Source organism: Ruegeria sp. HKCCD7255, from assembly GCF_013031565.1.
Classification (GTDB): Bacteria; Pseudomonadota; Alphaproteobacteria; order Rhodobacterales; family Rhodobacteraceae; genus Ruegeria.
Genome location: NZ_WQAG01000003.1, coordinates 454,596 through 468,842 on the forward strand (window position 1 = coordinate 454,596; position 14,247 = coordinate 468,842).

Here is a 14,247-nt window from a genome sequence, read left to right on the forward strand (position 1 = left end):
ACGTAGTTCAAAAGAGGAAGGGATACCGATGAAATCAGTCTCAAAACAAGTCGCGGCCATAGTATTCATCGCTGGCGCGAGCTTTGCTCAGGAAACGCCTATCATCCACGATGGTGAGTTCGAGTATCTCCGCGCACAGTTTGGGGAGCAATGGGACGCACAGGATATGGAGATAGATGCTCGACTTGCCGAGATCCGTGGCGCGAATGGGGGGCAACCGCCTAATTTCCTCTACATTCTGATTGACGATGTGAGCTTCGGTCAGATGGGTAACCGGACAATGAACTATGTCACAGGTTTCGACACGCCCAACATCAACGACTTTGCCACCGAAGGTATGTCTTTGATGAGAATGTACACCGAGCCATCTTGCACACCGACACGAACGGCAATGTTGACCGGTCGCCATCCGGTACGTGCCGGTGTGGAGGAGGTCAAAGTTGCGTTGGTTGGCGAAGGTCTTGCGGCCCAGGAAGTCACGATTGCCGAAATTCTAAAGGAACAAGGTTACAACACCGCGCACGTTGGGAAATGGCATCAGGGCGATATTGAGCAGGCCTATCCGCATAATCAGGGTTTTGACTGGGCGGCATTCCCCTTGCATCAGCAGGTTCAACTCAGCCTGATGACACGCGACGCGATGGTTGCCAACAATATGCTTGGCTTCCATCCGTCCGGACAGTCCAACCAATTCCAGTTGGATGAGCGATTCAAGCCCTACGGTCTAGTAACCGGCGTTGAAGGGGAAGCAGGTGGCCCTGCTCGCGAAGTAGACATGGCGCCGGGCGAAGAATGGACACAAGCCAAATACGAAGAAATGAACCTGCGCTATCAGCGTCAGGCACTGGAACAGCTAGACCGCCTCGCCTCGCAGAATGATCCATTCTTCATGCAATATTGGCCACTTTATCCGCTGAATTTTGCTTATCCGGATCAGGCTGTTTCCCGCAATGGTGGCTTCCATGCCGACAAGTTGCAGGTTTTGGACGGCTGGATAGGCGAGGTTCTGGCAAAGCTAGATGAAACTGGCAAGGCAGACAACACCGTCGTCATGATCATGGCTGACAATGGCTTGATGTATCACTACGAAGGAACGTCCGGTCTGAACCAGTTGATTTATCGCGGCGGCAAGACGCAGCACCTTGAAGGCGGAGTGCGAACTGACGCGTTCATCCGCTGGCCCGGCGCAATTGAGCCAGGCAGTGCGGCAGGTGACATCGTACATGTATCTGACCTGTTCACCACGTTCGCGCGGATCGCAGGCGCAACTGACCGCATCCCTCGCGACCGCGTGATCGACGGCATTGACCAGACGGCGCTGTTACTTGAAGGTGAAGGTAACTCGCGTCGCGACTACGTCTATGTGTATGAAGGGCCCGTGTTGCGTTCAGTCGTGAAGCAAGAGTTCAAAATGCATTTGCCAGCCCCCGGTCAGCCCGGAGCTGCGGCCCCCGTTTTCAATGTCTATCGCGACCCACGTGAAGCACATCCGCTTGTCGGATATTCATTGTGGTCCGGTGCATCATTCCAAGACATGGTCAAGCGCCATCAGAAAACCATTGCAAAGCACCCGCATCTGCCGCTGGGCAAGGGTGTGCCGTATGAAGGTATTGAGAACCTTCGTCCCGAAAGCGAGTTGACCCGAGAAATCTTCTCCAGCTGGCAATGATGAAGGTAGACGGCGGCGAGAACCTGTCGCCGTCTCACCTGACCCTCCAACTTCTCTCAGGTGTATGATGTCACGCAACTTCCATTGTCTTGTTCCACTGATCTGTGAATTGCTCGTGGTAGGCTCTGCTTCCGAAGCTGAGGAAAACGCGTCAAATCCATTGGCTGCGGTTAACAACACCGACATTCGATATCAGTACTTTGATCTTGGAGGGGATGCAGACCGTCGGGATACCTTTGTCGATGGTGCATACATGTTACGCCCCGATCTGAAACTAAAATACGAGCTCCACTACAATTCAACGAATGCTACTGGCGAAAGGTTCAAAGGGTTCGAAAAGACAAGCTTCAAGCTGATCTACTTTCCCTCACAGAAACCCTTGGATGACACCTGGAGCGTGAAGTCTGCACTTGGTTTGGAGTGGATCCTCGATTTTGGTGACCCCGACGAAGGCATCGGCACCGGGTCGGATCAGATAGCCCCATTTGGTGGGTTCGCATTTGCAAACACTAATACTGGGCTGACTCTGATCCCTCTGGTCCAGCACTTTGCATCTTACAATGGACCAACTGATGTCAGCCAAACCGCGATGCGCCTAATTGCACTTCAGCCATTTGGTGAAGGGTATTGGATCAAAGCAGATATTAAAGCGCCCTATGATTGGGAGAATGACGCCTGGCCCGCGACCGCAGAATTCCAGTTCGGAAAGAACCTGAGCCCTGGAGTGGCGCTCTATGCAGACGTGCTGATCGGAATTGGTGCTGATCGCCCCTATGACCAAGGCGCCGGGATTGGACTCAGATTCAATTACTAGGTCGCAATTTCGTTAAAACTGCGGTCGCGCCCTGTACCGCATCTCAATACGCCATGGTACTTGCGACAAGCCTTATGGCGCTGCCAGCGATCATCGTGGTCGCCTTTGGGCTCGAAGCGGTCAGACGGCATACAAGGAGCGCATTGAGGAAGCCAAAGAGGCTTGGCGGGCTGAGGCATGGGATAGTAATCCCCGTTTCCATCTCCCGCCCGGTGACGATCAGGAGTTCATCCCCCTTCCGAGAAGGTAGCCTTCGTTCGCCAAGCCAACCGCATTCAATCCTCGTCGAATGAGACCCGCCTTTCTTGCTCAATGATTGGGCCAGCACCTCGGACATGAGGGTTCCGCCAACTCAAACCTCCTGCCCGGTTACGCATCATATGACCCCGAACCCAATGCGCACGGCGTGTCTGTCTCTCCTCGTCGCCGTGGTCGTCTATTTCTTGGGTCGCTTGAAGCTGTCGTTTCCCAAGTTCGCCTAGTTTGACCTTTATAATCCGTCTGTTTGGTAGAGTACGACCCGACTTCTGATGTCTCCGCCGTTCGGCACGTGGGTAGGCAGGCACTTCATCCTTCTCTAACATCGCGTTGTGGTCGAACAAAACCGACATCCCAACCGCTATACTCAAGAACATAAAGCACAAGGATTTCTCCTGTTCCATCGCCGCATCATCCGTGATGTCATCCCCATATGCTCGCGCGAGTTTCAGTGACGGGGAATGTCGCACGTCAACCGACGTTCCTCGAGACTCGAAAATGAGAAGATTGGGTAGAGAGCCTTCGTCATTGGAAAAAAACACCTGCGTGTAGAGCGCATCTTCGTCTTGTGTAATAAGCGCTGCTGGCCAGAAGCCGGTCTGAGTTTCCGGTATCGTCAACAACATTGCCGGAAAGGGCAAACGAACGCTACTGTACATACTGTCCAGACCGTCGACAGTGACGATGATTTGACGAGCTTCACTCAATGGGACGATTGCTGCCCCAAACATCGGGGCATCATCAGCTTGGAACGCACGGGCCTCGGAGAGATCAAAGGTCCATCCGCAATCACCGCTTGTGAAAACTAGACCGGAGGGCTGCTGAAGAACGTGGGTGCCGCCCGTCAGCTTCGCGTTACCAACTTTGAAGACGGCACTGCCGAGAGTTTCCAGCATGCGTGTTAGCCTGATGCGTGGATGTTCTTGAATGCTAGAAGGTTTCTTCGACCTTTCCGTACGAGTCAGCGATATCTTTGGGGACGGCTGCACGGTGATAATATGTCGATCCACGGCGGTACAGACGGGGGTGTCCAGGCATCTTCTCAAGGTTCCTCACTGTAACACCTCAATGTAACAGACCCTTGGAAAAACCATTGAAAACCATGAAGTTATTGAGTTCAAAGCATATCATGGAAGGATGGTGGAGCCTAGGGGAGTCGAACCCCTGACCTCTTGCATGCCATGCAAGCGCTCTCCCAACTGAGCTAAGGCCCCATGCAGGTACCGCCGTTGCGGTGGACGGACGTTTAGGAGACGTCGCGGGCGAGTGCAAGAGTAAATCGCGAGATTGGCGAAAATCTTTCACTCGATCCTGCAAACAAAGAGGACGGGGCGAACAGGTCGCCCCTGACCGGATCAGGACTCGTCTTCTGACGACATATCGGTGATATCGTCCAACGAGACGTTGTCGTCCTCATCGTCTTCCAGCAGATCATCGTCCAGTTCGACATCGACGTTATCGTCGTCATCATCCAGCACAATATCGTCTTCCGACGACGCCTCACGCGCTTTGACCGAGGCTGCATCTTCCGCGTCAGCGGCGATCATGCGGCTTTTGCCGGTTTCCAGTTCGACGATCTCACCCGTGTAGGGGCTGACGATCGGGTCCTTGTTCAGGTCGTAAAAGCGTTTGCCAGTGGTCGGGCAAACACGCTTTACGCCCCATTCTTCCTTGGGCATATCAAATCCCCTTGATATCAGGTGAATCCTATAAATGATTCAGGTCACCTGCCATAAGAGGCGGGGACTGTCAAAGCCTTTACGCAAAGGGAAAACGACTATGGGGCATCATGCGCTGCCCGGAACACCTCCGGTGCCTCTGACATTGCGGAAATCGGCCCGCGCGCGGCGCATCTCGCTGCGGATTTCCCAGTTGGATGGGCGGGTTACACTGACCTACCCCCATGGTGTGGCCGAGACCGAAGCGCTGAGTTTCGCACAGCAGAAAGAAGGGTGGATCCGACAGCATCTGCAGGACCAGCCAGACCCTGCTCTGGTGCAAATCGGACAGTTGATCCCGATCGAAGGGGTCGAGCGACGAATCGTGCGCGCAACCGGTCGCAGGGTAGCGCTGACTGCGCGTGAAGTGGCCTTGCCAGAGGGCTCGGAAGCGCGGCGTCTGGCGCGGTTTCTAAAAGAACTGGCGCGGGATCGATTGACCGAAGCCTGCGACGACTATGCCGCCATATTGGGTCGGTCTTACACGACACTGACACTGCGCGACACGCGGTCTCGCTGGGGATCGTGCAGTTCTGCGGGCGGGCTGATGTTCTCGTGGCGGCTGATCCTGGCGCCCTCCGACGTCCTGCATTATGTGGCCGCGCATGAGGTGGCGCATCTGGCTGAGATGAACCATTCCCCGGCATTCTGGGCGCAGGTTGAAAAGATCTTTGGGCCCTGCAAGGCACAACGCCGCTGGCTGCGCGAAAACGGTGCGGCCCTGCATCGGTATCGCTTTGAGTGATCCGGCTGTTGACCCGCGAGAGTTTTGTGATCACATAGGGAAATGAACACCCCGCGCACCTCTGACTCTCAGCCCGCAACCCATGACCGGGTGTATCGCGCATTGCGGTCGCGCATCATGCATGGCGAGATCGCACCCGGACACGCCCTGACCCTGCGCGGGATCGGCAAAGAATTCGACGTTTCGATGACACCGGCCCGCGAAGCTGTGCGCCGACTGGCCGCCGAGGGCGCGTTGTCTTTGTCCACGTCGGGGCGTGTCTCGACGCCCGAGCTTAGCAATGACCGTATCGAAGAACTGGCCGCCTTGCGCGCGTTGCTTGAGGTTGAACTGGCCAGTCGCGCCCTGCCCCGCGCCCACATTGCGCTGATCGACCGGCTACAAAGCATTAACCTGAACGTGGCTGAAATGGTCACCAAGCGCGACGCTGTTGGCTATATCCGCTCCAATCTGGAGTTTCACCGCACCTTGTACCTGCGTGCGCAAGCGCCTGCGATGCTGGCTATGGCCGAAACGGTTTGGCTGCAATTGGGGCCCACGATGCGCGCTCTATATGGACGCCTGCGAAGAACCGAACCCCCGCGCTATCACAAACTGATCATTGCGGCGCTAAAAGCGGGTGACGAACCGGGGCTGCGGCTTGCCGTGCGATCCGACGTGACCCAAGGCTTGCGTATGCTGGTCAGCTGAGCAGAGACCCGCCCATTACAAAAACCTGAACCTCAACAGCCGACAGGTTCTGGCTCGAATTCATAAACTGCGCTAGTATACGGGCAATCATCAAAACAGAGCAGTCACCGAACATGATTAAACGACGGACATTTTCCATCGGGCTTGGGGCGTCTTTGGTCGCCGCCTGTACCGGAGGCACGCCTTCGAACAGCCGGGCCCCATCGCGCATGCGTGCCGTTCCCAATCCGGGCTATGACGCGTGGGTCGCCAGTTTCAAGGGGCGCGCGGCGTCGCAAGGGATCTCGCAGGCCACAATAGACCGCGCTTTCCAAGGCGCCGGCTACCTGCCCGGAGTGATCGAGCGTGACCGTAATCAGGTCGAGTTCAAGCGCTCGCTTGAGGATTATTTGGCCATCGCAGCCTCGGATGAGCGTATCAGCACCGGTCAGGCGATGCTGCGAAAATACAATGGAACGCTCAGCCAGATTGAACAGCAATATGGCGTCGACAAAGAGGTTGTCGTGGCTGTTTGGGGGTTAGAGAGCCGATACGGTGCGCGGCGCGGTGACGTGCAGGTCGTATCGGCACTGTCGACGCTTGCCTATGACGGCAGGCGCGGGCAATTTTTTGAAAGCCAGTTAATCGCCGCCATGAAGATCATTCAGAACGGCGACACCACGCCTGACAAGATGACCGGCAGTTGGGCCGGGGCGATGGGCCATACGCAGTTCATCCCAACCTCTTACCTGGCCTATGCGGTGGATTTCACCGGCGACGGCCGGCGCGATATCTGGTCGGATGACCCGACAGATTCGCTGGCTTCAACCGCCGCCTATCTGTCGCGCGCGGGTTGGGTACGCGGGCAGCCTTGGGGCGGCGAAGCTGGCACGGTGTCAGGTACTCCGGTCGCCGTATTGCAACCACAAACACCGGGCCCGCGCATCGCTGTGTTTCGCAACTTTCAGGTGATCAAACGGTATAACAACTCGGACAGCTATGCGATTGGCGTTGGTCATCTGTCGGACCGCATCGCAGGTGGCGCGCCGTTTCAGGCCTCATTCGGACCCGATGCCACAGGGCTGACGCTGGATGACCGAAAGGCTCTGCAACGCCGCCTGACCGCAGCAGGCTACGACACGCAAGGCGCGGACGGGGTGATTGGGAACAATACGAAATCCGCAATCTCGGCCTATCAGCGTGCCAACGGGCTGCCCGTGACCGGAGAGCCCTCGGTTGCTTTGTTGCGGCGATTGGGTGGCTAATGCTTAGGCCGCCAAGCCTTTTGAGCCGATATCCAGGAATTTTTGGCGGCGGTCTTTAATAAGGGCCGCCGCATCCTTGCCGTCCAGATCTTTCAGCATCGAGGCAATGGCCTTGCGCACCGATGTCATCGCCGCCAGTGGGTCGCGATGCGCGCCACCCTTGGGCTCGTTGATGATGCGGTCGCACACACCCAGTTTGTACAAATCCTGCGCTGTCAGGCGCAGCGCTTCAGCCGCTTCGCGCATCTTTTCAGCGTCTTTCCAAAGAATCGAGGCGCAGCCCTCTGGCGAAATCACCGAATAGACCGAGTGCTCCAGCATCGCGACCCGATTGGCTGTTGCAAAGGCAACCGCGCCGCCTGATCCACCCTCACCGATGATGACCGAGACCAGCGGGACACCGATCTTCAGGCACATCTCGGTCGAGCGCGCGATGGCCTCGGATTGCCCACGCTCCTCAGCGCCTTTGCCCGGATAAGCCCCTGCAGTGTCGATCAGAGTGATCACCGGCAGACCAAACCGCCCCGCCATTTCCATCAGGCGTACAGCCTTGCGATATCCTTCCGGGCGCGCCATGCCGAAATTGCGTTCGATCCGCGATTTGGTGTCCGAGCCCTTTTCATGGCCAATCACCATCACAGGCCGATCTTCGAACCGCGCCAAACCACCGATCACCGCCAGGTCATCCGCAAAGTTCCGGTCGCCTGCCAGCGGTGTGAACTCGGTAAACAGCGCATCGACATAGTCATTACAATGGGGGCGCTCGGGGTGCCGCGCCACCTGACATTTCCGCCACGGGGTAAGGTCAGCATAAAGCTCATCCAACAGCTTGGCCGCCTTGGCATCCAGCGCCGCGGCCTCTTCGGCCACATCCATTTCCTCATTGGCACGGGCCAGCGCGCGCAGCTCTTCAGCTTTGCCTTCGATCTCGGCCAATGGTTTTTCGAAATCCAGATACTGGGTCATGACGCCTCTCAACGCGGAATTTCCCTGCTATATGACCTGACGTTGCGCAGGATGCAACTCAGCAAGATTTGTGGAGCGTGGTCATGCGATCCAGAACAGGCAAGGAACAGGAAGGATGCCAAATGGCAAACAGCTATGAGAAACGGGTGCTGCGTGTGTTGTCGTATATCTATGACAATCCTGCTGGTGATTTGTCGCTGGATGCCTTGGCCGACGTCGCCGCGATGTCGCGGTTTCACTGGCACCGGGTGTTTCGCGCGCTGACAGGCGAGACCTGTGCACAGGCTGTGCGCAGGATCCGTTTGCACCGCGCGGCCTGTTGGCTGGTTCAAACGAACACGGCGGTCGACAAGGTGGCAGCAGATATCGGCTATCCTAACCTGAAATCCTTTGCGCGGGCCTTTTCCGAGGCCTATGGCAGCAGCCCGGTTGAATTCCGCAAATCGGGACAATTTCTGCCTGCCAATCCACATTTCAGAACCGGAGAATACCCAATGCATCCTGTAGAAACACGGACCGAACCTGCCCGGCGCGTTGTCGCCTTGCCCCACAAAGGCAGCTACGCCGAGATCGGAAAGAAATTCGAGGCCTTTGGCGCTTTGTGCGAGGCGCGTCAGCTTTGGCCGCAAGTTGGCCCGGTGATCGGCCTGTACCTCGACAGCCCTGACGCTGTACCCGAAGACCAACTGCGCAGTTATGCCGGGGCAGAGTTTCGCGGTGACGCCACACCTGAAGGGATGGAAAATCTTGAAATCCCAGGTGGAAAGACGGCCGTTCTGACCTTCAAAGGCCCCTATTCAGGGCTGCACGCGGCGTATCACAGCCTGTTTGGCAATTGGTTGCCGACATCAGGCGAAGAACCTGCCGATCAGCCGTGCTATGAGATCTATCTAAACGATCCGCGCGAGACCGCGCCCGAGGAGTTGTTGACCGAAATATGCCTGCCTTTGAAATAGCTCAGGTCGGCCAAAGGACCGGATAGAGTGACGCGATCAGCAAAGCCGCCATGGTCCAGTTGAAGATCACCAACCGGCGCGGGTTCGTAAGCACCCGCGCCATTTGCTGCCCCAGGATGGTCCAGGCGCTGACCGAAGGCAGGTTGATCGCACCAAAGACCAAGGCCACAATCAACACGGCATAAAATGTCTGATCCGGCGTGTACGCAGTTGTCGCAGTCAGTGCCATGGCCCAGGCCTTGGGGTTCACCCACTGAAAACTCGCAGCCTGCAGGAAAGTCATCGGTTTGCCCGCTGCGCCGCCCAACTGTACAGGTGCTGCATGGGCAATCTTCCAGGCCAGATACACAAGATACATGACCGAAGCGACCTTCAGCACTGTATAGCTGACCGGAAACCGGTCAAAGACCTGAACCAGCCCCGCCCCCACCAGAACCACCATCAGGGTAAAGCCGATGCCGATCCCCAGCATATGCGGCACGCTCAGCCGAAAGCCAAAATTCGCGCCCGAGGCCATCAGCATGAGGTTGTTGGGCCCCGGCGTGATCGACGAGACAAAAGCAAAGGTCATCAAGGCAAAGAGCAGATCATATGTCATGTGGTGCATAATCTCTTGGGTGCAGGCAAATGAAATTGCCTTTTCATGCGCAGATCTCTAAACCTCACAATCAATGACCAAGTTTGATGATCTAAACCGCAGAATATTGCACGAGCTTTCGCGCGACGGGCGGATCAGCAATCAGGATCTCGCCCATCGCGTGGGCCTGTCGCCCTCTGCCTGCCTGCGTCGGGTGCAGGAGCTGGAGCGGGCAGGCGTGATCTCTGGCTATCGCGCGGTTCTGAACCCGGTGGCGCTTGGCGTCGGCTTTACCGCCTATATCGGCGTTGGGCTGGGCGAGCACACCAAAGCCGCGCAGGAAGGGTTTGAACGCGCCTTGCAAAATGCGCCCGAGGTTGTCGAATGCCATAACATTACCGGCACAATCGAATACCTGCTGCGCGTTGAATGTGCGGATATGTCGGCCTACAAAACCTTCCATACCGATGTGTTGGGGACCCTGCCCCATGTCACCTCAATCACCACCTATGTGGTGATGGATTCACCCAAAGACCTGCGCGCGTAACGGAAAAACTGTGAATTTAATAATCTTGCGAGGTTAAAATTCACAGCTTAGTGTCATCTGAAAATAGCAGCCTTATCGTTGAAAAACACCAAAAGAGGCGCACAGTCAGGGAGACCAAAGATGAACTACGCACGGATGGGGGCAATCGCGACCTGCGTTGCCTTATTGGCCGGAGCGGCCTTTGCAGCACCGCTCAAGCTGCAACCCGCCAGCCCACAACCCTCGAACCCGAAGGCAGGTCTGGACGTCAAATATGCCTGGGAAGGCAACCCGCCACGCAAAATCCAGAATTTGGCCAAGGTAGAGCATCTGCTTAAGAAAGCTCAGCCTGGCCCTCCGTTGAGAGGGCTGGACTACCGAGAAACCAATGATGGTGATCCAGTATTGACCTACGACAAGGCATACAATGTAGCTGCAGAAATCACCGGATATATCCGCTTTGACGCACCCGGTATTTACGAGCTGGAAACCTGGTCAAATGATGGCATTGATGCATGGATCGGTGGACAACAAGTTGGGTATCTCAACAATCGGCAGCCATGCGATCGCAACCAGCGGACGGAAGTGGAAGTTCCCCAAGCGGGTTGGTACCCACTGCATATCAAGTATTTTCAGAAGTACGTCGCGTCTTGTCTAATGATGAAATGGGGCAAGCAGGGTGAGCGTCTTACGTGGACGCCAAACGATGTCTTTGGCCGGTAGAATGGACAAAAGGCGCTCAACTGAGCGCCTTTTTTGATCAGCTTCCGGCGGCAATCAATTCGGCCTGCGTCACGATCACCTCGGCCTGTTTGATTGAGGCGATATCAACAAGGCGACCTTTGTAGACGGTCGCGCCCTCCCCATTGGCTTTGGCCTGTTCCATCGCCGCCAAAATCTCGCGCGCCTCAGAAACCGCTGCGTCTGACGGGGTGAACACCTGATTGGCCAGAGCGATCTGTTTCGGATGAATCGCCCATTTTCCAACCATCCCTAGTGTCGCCGAACGTTTGGCCTGCGCGATATAACCTTCGTCATCCGAGAAATCGCCAAACGGGCCATCAACAGGCAGAACGCCATGGGTACGGCAGGCGGCCACGATAGCAGCTTGCGCCCAATGCCACGGGTCCGACCAGTGTTTCTCGCCCTCGCGCAACATGTAATAGTTCTCTTGCGTGCCACCGATCCCAGTCGTTTGCATGCCCATTGAGGCCGCAAAATCCGCGGCACCCAAGCTCATCGCTTGCAAACGGGGGGACGCGGCAGCGATCTCTTCAACATGGGCGATACCGGCCGCAGATTCGATGATGACTTCAAAGGAGATAGGCTTGGTGCGTCCCTTGGCACGCTCGATTGCAGTGACAAGCGCATCAACTGCGTAGACATCCGCAGCGCACCCCACTTTGGGGATCATGATCTGATCCAGACGGTCACTCGCCTGTTCCAGCACGTCCACCACATCGCGGTACCAATAGGGTGTGTCCAACCCGTTGATCCGCACCGACATGTATTTCGAGCCCCAATCAACCGTATTGAGCGCCTCGATCACATTGGCGCGGGCCGCGTCTTTGTCGGATGGCGCGACTGAGTCTTCCAGATCAAGGTTGATCACATCCGCTGCCGAGGCCGCCATTTTGGGAAAGAGTTTGGTGTTTGATCCCGGGCCAAACAGCTGGCAGCGATTAGGTCGCGCCGGAGCGCTGGGTTGGATACGGAAACTCATCTGGGCCTCGTGCAAGCAATGAAATTACGATTTCGTCACTCGATTGGGTATTAAATTACCAAGACATGCGCAACCACCATTGTGCGACTGCGGCAATGCGTCTGCAGCAAAAGTGGCGAACGGAGCCACTTGAGGGTGATGAAAGTTTGATCACTTTGAAAACTTCGAAGAATTTCGCGTTTGTTTTCCGAAAAGCAGGAAATTTTCCCACTCCTCCAGTCAAAGCCCGGGCAAATAGCGAAGCCTTCGTTGAGCCGCTTCTTTACCTTGTCCCGGAATCAAAGGAGTGCAGCGCGATGATCGAGACACCGTATCTGTTGTTTTTGGGCGATGCGCCCGACATGTTGGCGGCCAAAGTGGCAATTGGCATTAGGGACTGGCGTCCGGAAAACGCTGTGGGCCAGTTGCGGATGGAAGGTTGCCAAGCCGATCTTGGCTTGACCGACATGACATTGGCCGAAGCCAAAGAGGCCGGAGCCAAAACTCTGGTCATCGGTGTGGCCAACCGGGGTGGCATCATCAGCGAAGCCTGGAAAGAGGTTTTGATCGCCGCGCTTGAGATGGGATATGATCTGGCCTCGGGCCTGCACAATCTGCTGCGCGACGAAGGGGATCTGGTGGCCGCAGCGCAAACCCATGGTGGCACTTTGCATGATGTGCGGGTTCCGACCGTTGGCTATCCGATCGCCAATGGCAAAAAGCGCAGCGGCAAGCGCTGTCTGGCCGTGGGCACCGATTGTTCAGCGGGCAAGATGTATACCGCGATGTCGATGGATGCCGAAATGCGCAAGCGCGGAATGAAATCGACCTTCCGCGCCACAGGCCAGACAGGCATTCTGATCACTGGGCAAGGGGTACCTCTGGACGCAGTGATCGCGGATTTCATGGCAGGCTCTGTCGAATATCTGACGCCTGAAAACGATGCGGATCACTGGGATCATATCGAGGGTCAGGGCTCATTGTTCCATGTGTCCTATTCCGGCGTGACCATGGCGCTGATCCATGGCGGCCAGCCTGATGCGCTGATCCTGTGTCATGAACCCACGCGGACGCATATGCGCGGCCTGCCCGAATATTCGTTGCCGACTCTGGCACAGCTGCGCGACACGGCGCTGCCGCTGGCGCGCGTCGCAAACCCCGATTGCCAGGTTGCCGGTGTTTCAATCAACACACAGCATCTGAGCGAGGACGCGGCGAAAGACTATATCGCCAAGGTCGCGGCCGAGATGGGCCTGCCCGCGACAGACCCCTATCGCTTTGGCGCCGGTAAACTGGTGGACGCGCTGGCCGCGTTGTGATCTGAACGGCGCGCCGGTTGGTGGGTCTTGATCCGCCTCCGGCGGCCGTAATTGGAACGAGAAGAAGGACGGGGTGCGTGCAGGTAGAAGTCTCTCGCGATGTGTTTCAGCTGGCGCAGGTGTTCACCATCTCGCGCGGATCCCGGACCGAGGCAAAGGTGCTGACGGTTCGAATCTCGGACGGGGGACATCAGGGCTGGGGCGAATGCGTGCCCTATTCGCGCTATGCTGAGACGCTGGAGTCGGTCGAGGCCGAGATAGCCGCCCTTCCCGCAGAATTCACACGGCAGTCGTTGATCGACCTCCTGCCCGCTGGCGCGGCGCGGAATGCGGTGGATTGCGCCCTTTGGGATCTGGAATGCAAACGCGCAGGGAAACGCGCCTGGGACTTGGCCGGGCTTACGGTACCGGGCCCTGAAATCACGGCTTATACTTTGTCCTTGGATACGCCAGACGCGATGCGGGCACAGGCCACGGCCAATGCCCATCGCCCGCTGCTGAAAATCAAGCTGGGCACCCCTGACGACATGCCGCGTCTTGAGGCGGTACGCGCGGGTGCGCCCAAATCCACGATCATCGTCGACGCCAATGAAGGTTGGTCCGCCGATGTCTATACCGACCTGGCCCCGCATCTGGTGCGTCTGGGCGTGGCGCTTGTGGAACAGCCCCTGCCCGCCGGGGACGATGACGCGCTAATCGGGATGGAGCGTCCGGTGCCTGTCTGTGCCGACGAATCCTGCCATGACCGCGCCAGCCTGCCCGCGCTGAAAGGCAAATATGACGTGGTGAATATCAAGCTGGACAAGACCGGTGGCTTGACCGAGGCTTTGGCCCTGCGTCAGGCGGCGCTAGCCGAGGGCTACAAGATCATGGTGGGCTGCATGGTCGGCAGCTCTTTGGCGATGGCGCCTGCAACACTGCTGGCACAGGGTGCGATGGTCACAGACCTTGACGGCCCGCTTCTGTTGGCCGAAGACCGCTCTACCCCGCTGAGATTTGATGAAGCAGGGGTCCACCCGCCTGCGGCCACACTTTGGGGCTGACCCAAGCCTTCGAGACGAAA

17 protein-coding genes, 1 tRNA gene and 1 pseudogene are annotated in these 14,247 nt (G+C 57.1%); 11 read left to right on the plus strand and 8 right to left on the minus strand.

Translation table 11 applies throughout. From position 1 onward, the window contains the following. Positions 1 to 28: 28 nt before the first annotated feature. From GOX45_RS08935 to GOX45_RS22075, 3 genes and pseudogenes are all read left to right on the plus strand, one after another. Positions 29 to 1,669: a sulfatase-like hydrolase/transferase gene (locus tag GOX45_RS08935; protein WP_171100017.1), complete on the plus strand. Its 1,641-nt coding sequence runs from the start codon at positions 29 to 31 to the stop codon at positions 1,667 to 1,669. 67 nt (positions 1,670 to 1,736) lie between these two features. Next, a complete protein-coding gene (locus GOX45_RS08940) occupies positions 1,737 to 2,483 on the plus strand; it encodes a hypothetical protein (RefSeq protein WP_171100019.1) in 747 nt (248 codons plus the stop codon). 133 nt (positions 2,484 to 2,616) lie between these two features. Then, positions 2,617 to 2,733 (plus strand): annotated as a pseudogene (locus GOX45_RS22075) (pirin family protein); the annotation flags it as partial. Positions 2,734 to 2,758: 25 nt separating this feature from the next. Here the strand turns inward: GOX45_RS22075 and GOX45_RS08945 are convergent. From GOX45_RS08945 to GOX45_RS08955, 4 genes are all read right to left on the minus strand, one after another. Beyond that, positions 2,759 to 3,637, minus strand: a complete 879-nt coding sequence (locus GOX45_RS08945) for a hypothetical protein (RefSeq protein ID WP_171100021.1) — start codon at positions 3,635 to 3,637, stop codon at positions 2,759 to 2,761. A gap of 34 nt (positions 3,638 to 3,671) precedes the next feature. Beyond that, positions 3,672 to 3,779: a DUF6538 domain-containing protein gene (locus tag GOX45_RS22310; protein ID WP_371808964.1), complete on the minus strand. Its 108-nt coding sequence runs from the start codon at positions 3,777 to 3,779 to the stop codon at positions 3,672 to 3,674. Positions 3,780 to 3,879: 100 nt separating this feature from the next. Then, positions 3,880 to 3,955 (minus strand) — tRNA-Ala (locus GOX45_RS08950). A gap of 141 nt (positions 3,956 to 4,096) precedes the next feature. After that, on the minus strand, positions 4,097 to 4,420 hold the full coding sequence (locus GOX45_RS08955; RefSeq protein WP_171100023.1) for a TIGR02300 family protein: 324 nt from the start codon (positions 4,418 to 4,420) through the stop codon (positions 4,097 to 4,099). 100 nt (positions 4,421 to 4,520) lie between these two features. Here GOX45_RS08955 and GOX45_RS08960 point away from each other — a divergent pair, with 100 nt between their 5' ends. Then, on the plus strand, positions 4,521 to 5,204 hold the full coding sequence (locus tag GOX45_RS08960; protein WP_254445962.1) for a M48 family metallopeptidase: 684 nt from the start codon (positions 4,521 to 4,523) through the stop codon (positions 5,202 to 5,204). Between the two features lie 42 nt (positions 5,205 to 5,246). Next, positions 5,247 to 5,894 carry a GntR family transcriptional regulator gene (locus tag GOX45_RS08965; RefSeq protein WP_171100027.1) on the plus strand — a complete coding sequence of 216 codons (648 nt, stop codon included), beginning with the start codon at positions 5,247 to 5,249 and terminating at the stop codon, positions 5,892 to 5,894. Here the strand turns inward: GOX45_RS08965 and GOX45_RS08970 are convergent. Then, positions 5,887 to 6,105, minus strand: a complete 219-nt coding sequence (locus GOX45_RS08970; RefSeq protein ID WP_171099282.1) for a hypothetical protein — start codon at positions 6,103 to 6,105, stop codon at positions 5,887 to 5,889. The genes GOX45_RS08965 and GOX45_RS08970 overlap by 8 nt on opposite strands. Here GOX45_RS08970 and GOX45_RS08975 point away from each other — a divergent pair. Beyond that, the gene (locus tag GOX45_RS08975; protein WP_171100029.1) at positions 6,008 to 7,138 is read left to right on the plus strand and encodes a lytic murein transglycosylase; all 1,131 of its coding nucleotides are present in this window, start codon (positions 6,008 to 6,010) and stop codon (positions 7,136 to 7,138) included. The genes GOX45_RS08970 and GOX45_RS08975 overlap by 98 nt on opposite strands. Positions 7,139 to 7,141: 3 nt before the next feature. On the opposite strand, the gene GOX45_RS08980 is transcribed toward GOX45_RS08975, so the two are convergent. Beyond that, positions 7,142 to 8,104, minus strand: coding sequence for an acetyl-CoA carboxylase carboxyltransferase subunit alpha (locus GOX45_RS08980; RefSeq protein WP_171100031.1), 963 nt, complete (start codon positions 8,102 to 8,104; stop codon positions 7,142 to 7,144). Positions 8,105 to 8,226: 122 nt separating this feature from the next. Between GOX45_RS08980 and GOX45_RS08985 the strand changes: the two genes are divergently transcribed. Beyond that, positions 8,227 to 9,060: a GyrI-like domain-containing protein gene (locus tag GOX45_RS08985; RefSeq protein ID WP_171100165.1), complete on the plus strand. Its 834-nt coding sequence runs from the start codon at positions 8,227 to 8,229 to the stop codon at positions 9,058 to 9,060. A 1-nt stretch (position 9,061) separates the two neighbouring features. Here GOX45_RS08985 and GOX45_RS08990 read toward each other — a convergent pair whose 3' ends face one another. Continuing rightward, positions 9,062 to 9,658 (minus strand): LysE family translocator, encoded by a 597-nt coding sequence (locus GOX45_RS08990; protein WP_171100033.1) that lies wholly within the window; start codon positions 9,656 to 9,658, stop codon positions 9,062 to 9,064. 73 nt (positions 9,659 to 9,731) lie between these two features. Here GOX45_RS08990 and GOX45_RS08995 point away from each other — a divergent pair, with 73 nt between their 5' ends. Next, a complete protein-coding gene (locus GOX45_RS08995; RefSeq protein WP_171100035.1) occupies positions 9,732 to 10,184 on the plus strand; it encodes an Lrp/AsnC family transcriptional regulator in 453 nt (150 codons plus the stop codon). A gap of 120 nt (positions 10,185 to 10,304) precedes the next feature. Beyond that, positions 10,305 to 10,886, plus strand: a complete 582-nt coding sequence (locus tag GOX45_RS09000) for a PA14 domain-containing protein (RefSeq protein ID WP_171100036.1) — start codon at positions 10,305 to 10,307, stop codon at positions 10,884 to 10,886. A gap of 37 nt (positions 10,887 to 10,923) precedes the next feature. On the opposite strand, the gene GOX45_RS09005 is transcribed toward GOX45_RS09000, so the two are convergent. Next, on the minus strand, positions 10,924 to 11,886 hold the full coding sequence (locus GOX45_RS09005) for an L-malyl-CoA/beta-methylmalyl-CoA lyase (protein WP_171100039.1): 963 nt from the start codon (positions 11,884 to 11,886) through the stop codon (positions 10,924 to 10,926). A 296-nt stretch (positions 11,887 to 12,182) separates the two neighbouring features. On the opposite strand from GOX45_RS09005, the gene dgcN reads away from it, so the two are divergent. Then, positions 12,183 to 13,184, plus strand: a complete 1,002-nt coding sequence (gene dgcN / locus GOX45_RS09010; RefSeq protein ID WP_171100041.1) for an N-acetyltransferase DgcN — start codon at positions 12,183 to 12,185, stop codon at positions 13,182 to 13,184. A gap of 77 nt (positions 13,185 to 13,261) precedes the next feature. Further along, positions 13,262 to 14,227, plus strand: a complete 966-nt coding sequence (gene dgcA, locus GOX45_RS09015; protein WP_171100043.1) for an N-acetyl-D-Glu racemase DgcA — start codon at positions 13,262 to 13,264, stop codon at positions 14,225 to 14,227. The last annotated feature ends 20 nt before the right edge of the window (positions 14,228 to 14,247 follow it).